The organism is Streptomyces sp. P5F9 (genome assembly GCF_057961495.1).
On record NZ_JBXVPZ010000638.1, the window covers coordinates 1 to 4,388 of the forward strand.

Below are 4,388 nucleotides of genomic sequence, written 5' to 3' on the forward strand. Positions count from 1 at the left end.
CACCACGGCCTCCCCGCGGGTGTGCGCCCCGAGCCTCCGCATCGCCGAGCGCAGATACCCCTTCACCGTCTCCGGCCGCAGCCCCAGCCGCTCCGCCGCCACCGCGTTCGTCGCCCCCGCCGCCACACACGCCAGTACGTCCAGCTCCCGGGGTGCGAGTTCTACGTCCCCTGTGGCGGCCTCGCCCGTCAACAGGCCGCAGGCGTCGAGCAGTTCAGCACGCAGTGCCGGGTCCGGGATGCGCGGGGCCAGCGCCCGCAGCGCCGCGTGCGCCTCCCGCACCTGCTCCCACACCGCGCTCGCCGCCGGGTCGGGGGCCGGTGCCGGGCGCGCCGCGCTCAGCAGCTCCCGCACCTCCTCCCGTACCACCAGCGCCTGTTCCACGTCCCGCGCGGCCTCCATCGCGGCGCTCAGCATCCGGTCGCCCAGCGGCTGGGCGGTGCGCAGCGCGCCGTAGAGGACACCGCGTACCCGGCGCCGTACGACGACCGGGACCGCGAGGATCGCGCGCAGGCCCTCGGCGGCCACCGGGGCGTCGTACTCGTGGCTGATCTGGCGGGAGGCGGAGTAGTCCAGGACGGCGCACGGGCGGGCGAGGGCTACCGCCCTGCCGCCGAGACCGTTGCCCGAGGACACCGCGAGGGCGCGCAGGGACGGGGTCAACGTGCCGCTCAGCTCACTGATGCGCATCTGCTGCCGGCCGGTCTCCACCAGGCCGCCGAAGGCGACCGGCAGCCCCGTACCGCGCCGTAGCCGTACCAGCGCCGACTGAATCTCCACCATCCCTGCCGCGTCCGTCGCCACCCGCTTGCCCCTTCATTGCGGCCGCCCTGCTGCACACACCCCCGTACGGGGGTAGTGAGACCCACATCACGGATTACACGATGTCAGAGAGCCGCCCGGCAATGGTCCGGTACCGCGGGAGTGAACTGGAAGGGTGCGCCGGCGTCGAGAGGTCGAGCGCGCGGAGGCCCGAAGGGCTGAGCACGGTCGGGCTCACGACGCCGGCTGAGAGCACCCTGGAGGTGAACGACCCAAAAAAGCAAGGAGGACAGATGACGACGGCGAGTGAGTCGTTCCGTAGCGCGAGGGATTTTCTGCTGGCGCACCGTACGGACTATGCCACGGCCTACGAGGGTTTCTCCTGGCCCAGGCCCGAGCACTTCAACTGGGCGCTCGACTGGTTCGACGTCGTCGCGGCCGGCAACGACCGCACCGCGCTGCACATCGTCGAGGAGGACGGCACCGAGGCCGCCCTGTCCTTCGCCGAGATGTCCGAGCGCTCGAACCGCGTCGCCAACTGGCTGCGCGCCCAGGGCGTCCGCGCCGAGGACCGGATCCTCGTCATGCTCGGCAACCAGACCGAACTGTGGGAGACGGCGCTGGCCGCGATGAAGCTCGGCGCCGTCGTCATCCCGGCCACCCCGCTGCTGGGCCCCGCCGACCTGCGCGACCGCGTCGAACGCGGCCGGGTCCGGCAGGCGATCGTGCGCTCCGGGGACACCGCCAAGTTCGACGAGGTGCCCGGGACCTACACGCGGATTGCGGTCGGCGGCGCGGTCGAGGGCTGGCGGACGTACGAGGACGCGTACGCCGCTTCCGCGGAGTTCACGGCGGACGGCCCGACCCTGGCCGACGACCCGCTGATGCTGTACTTCACCTCGGGCACGACCGCCCGCCCCAAGCTGGTCGAGCACACCCACACCTCGTACCCGATCGGCCATCTGGCCACCATGTACTGGATCGGCCTCCAGCCCGGCGACGTGCACCTCAACATCTCCTCGCCCGGCTGGGCCAAGCACGCCTGGTCGAACCTCTTCGCGCCCTGGAACGCGGAGGCGACCGTCTTCATCCACAACTACACGCGCTTCGACGCGGCCCGGCTGATGGCCGAGATGGACCGCGCGGGCGTCACCACCTTCTGCGCCCCGCCGACCGTCTGGCGCATGCTCATCCAGGCCGACCTGACCCAGCTGCGCACCCCGCCACGCGAGGCGCTGGCGGCGGGGGAGCCCCTGAATCCCGAGGTGATCGAGCAGGTCCGGCGGGCCTGGGGCGTCACCATCCGGGACGGCTTCGGGCAGACGGAGACGGCCGTGCAGGTGTCGAACAGTCCCGGTCAGCCGTTGAAGACGGGTTCGATGGGGCGGCCGAGTCCGGGTTACCGGGTCGAGTTGCTGGACCCGGTGTCGGGTGCGCCGGGCGCAGCCGAGGGCGAGATCGCGCTCGACCTGTCCGACCCGCCGGTCGGCCTGATGACCGGTTACCACGGCGACCCGGACCGTACGGCGGAGGCGATGGCCGGCGGGTACTACCGCACCGGCGACATCGGCTCCCGCGACGAGGACGGCTACATCACCTACGTCGGCCGGTCCGACGACGTCTTCAAGGCCTCCGACTACAAGATCTCCCCGTTCGAGCTGGAGAGCGCCCTGCTGGAGCACGAGGCGGTGGCCGAGGCCGCCGTGGTGCCAGCGCCGGACGAGCTGCGGCTCGCGGTACCGAAGGCGTACGTCGTGCTCGCGGCGGGCTGGGAGCCGGGGCCCGACACCGCGAAGGTGCTGTTCGAGCACTCGCGCGACGTGCTCGCCCCGTACAAGCGCATCCGGCGGCTGGAGTTCGCCGACCTGCCCAAGACCGTCTCCGGCAAGATCCGCCGGATCGAACTGCGGGAGGCGACGGTCGCGGGGTCGGCCGCCGAGTACCGCGAGGAGGACTTCCGATGCACGCGCCGGTGAAATCGTCGATGAACTCGTCGATGAACTCGTACAGCCATGGAACCAGCGGGACTTCACTCCTCGGCGACACCATCGGGGCCAACCTCGACCGGGCGGTCGCCGCGTGGCCCGACCGTGAGGCGCTCGTCGACGTGCCGTCCGGGCGGCGCTGGACGTACGGCCAATTCGCCGCGGACGTCGAGCAGTTGGCGTACGCGCTGCTCGCGAGCGGGGTGGCGAAGGGCGACCGGGTGGGCATCTGGGCGATCAACTGCGCGGAGTGGGTGCTCGTCCAGTACGCCACCGCCCGCATCGGCGCGGTCATGGTGAACATCAACCCCGCGTACCGCACCCACGAGGTGGAGTTCGTCCTCAAACAGGCGGGGATCTCGGTCCTGTTCGCCTCGGTCAGCCACAAGACGAGTGACTACCGGGCGATGGTCGAGCAAGTGCGGCCCAAGTGCCCGGAGTTGCGAGAGACGGTGTACATCGGCGACCCGAGCTGGGACGCGCTGGTCGCCCGGGGCGCGGCTGACCGTTCGGAGGAACTCCGGTCCCGCGAGGCCGAGTTGTCCTGCGACGACCCCATCAACATCCAGTACACCTCGGGTACGACCGGCTTCCCCAAGGGAGCCACCCTCTCCCACCACAACATCCTCAACAACGGTTATTTCGTCGGCGAGTTGATCGCGTACACCGAGCAGGACCGGGTCTGCATCCCGGTGCCCTTCTACCACTGCTTCGGCATGGTCATGGGCAACCTCGCGGCCACCTCGCACGGCGCGTGCATCGTGATCCCGGCCCCGTCCTTCGACCCGATGGCGACACTGAAGGCGGTCCAGCAGGAGCGCTGCACGTCGCTCTACGGCGTCCCGACCATGTTCATCGCGGAGTTGAACCTCCCCGACTTCGCGTCCTACGACCTCTCCTCCCTCCGCACCGGCATCATGGCGGGCTCGCCCTGCCCGGTCGAGGTGATGAAACGGGTGGTCGCCGAGATGCACATGGCGGAGGTCTCCATCTGCTACGGCATGACGGAGACGTCTCCGGTCTCGCTCCAGACGAGGATGGACGACGACCTCGAACACCGCACCGGAACGGTCGGTCGCGTCCTCCCGCACCTGGAGGTCAAGGTCGTCGACCCGGCGACGGGGGTCACCCAACCCCGGGGCGCGGCGGGCGAGTTGTGCACCCGCGGCTACAGCGTGATGCTCGGCTACTGGAACGAGCCCGAGAAGACCGCCGAGGCGATCGACGCGGGACGCTGGATGCACACGGGTGACCTCGCGATGATGCGCGAGGACGGCTACGTCGAGATCGTCGGCCGCATCAAGGACATGATCATCCGGGGCGGCGAGAACATCTACCCGCGCGAGATCGAGGAGTTCCTCTACACCCACCCGAAGGTCGCGGACGTCCAGGTGGTGGGGGTGCCGCATGAGCGCTACGGGGAGGAGGTCCTGGCGTGCGTGATCCCGCGCGACCCGGCGGATCCACTGACGCTGGATGAGCTGCGGGGCTTCTGCGAGGGCAGGTTGGCGCACTACAAGATCCCGAGTCTGCTCCAGATCATGGATGCCTTCCCGATGACGGTGTCGGGGAAGGTACGGAAGATCGAGCTGCGGGAGCGGGCTGTTCGGGGGCGGTGAAGTGGGCCGGTGGGTGCGGGTG

Annotated in this window: 3 protein-coding genes; 2 read left to right on the plus strand and 1 reads right to left on the minus strand. The window is 70.2% G+C overall.

Annotation, left to right across the window (positions count from 1 at the left end):
• Window positions 1-804, minus strand: an 804-nt coding sequence (locus AC31A1_RS47455) for a LuxR C-terminal-related transcriptional regulator (protein WP_489659274.1), incomplete at its 3' end; no start/stop codon positions are given.
• Window positions 805-1,055: 251 nt separating this feature from the next.
• On the opposite strand from AC31A1_RS47455, the gene AC31A1_RS47460 reads away from it, so the two are divergent.
• The gene (locus AC31A1_RS47460) at window positions 1,056-2,738 is read left to right on the plus strand and encodes an AMP-binding protein (RefSeq protein ID WP_489659275.1); all 1,683 of its coding nucleotides are present in this window, start codon (window positions 1,056-1,058) and stop codon (window positions 2,736-2,738) included.
• A gap of 20 nt (window positions 2,739-2,758) precedes the next feature.
• Window positions 2,759-4,366, plus strand: a complete 1,608-nt coding sequence (locus AC31A1_RS47465; protein ID WP_489659276.1) for an AMP-binding protein — start codon at window positions 2,759-2,761, stop codon at window positions 4,364-4,366.
• Window positions 4,367-4,388 lie beyond the last annotated feature (22 nt).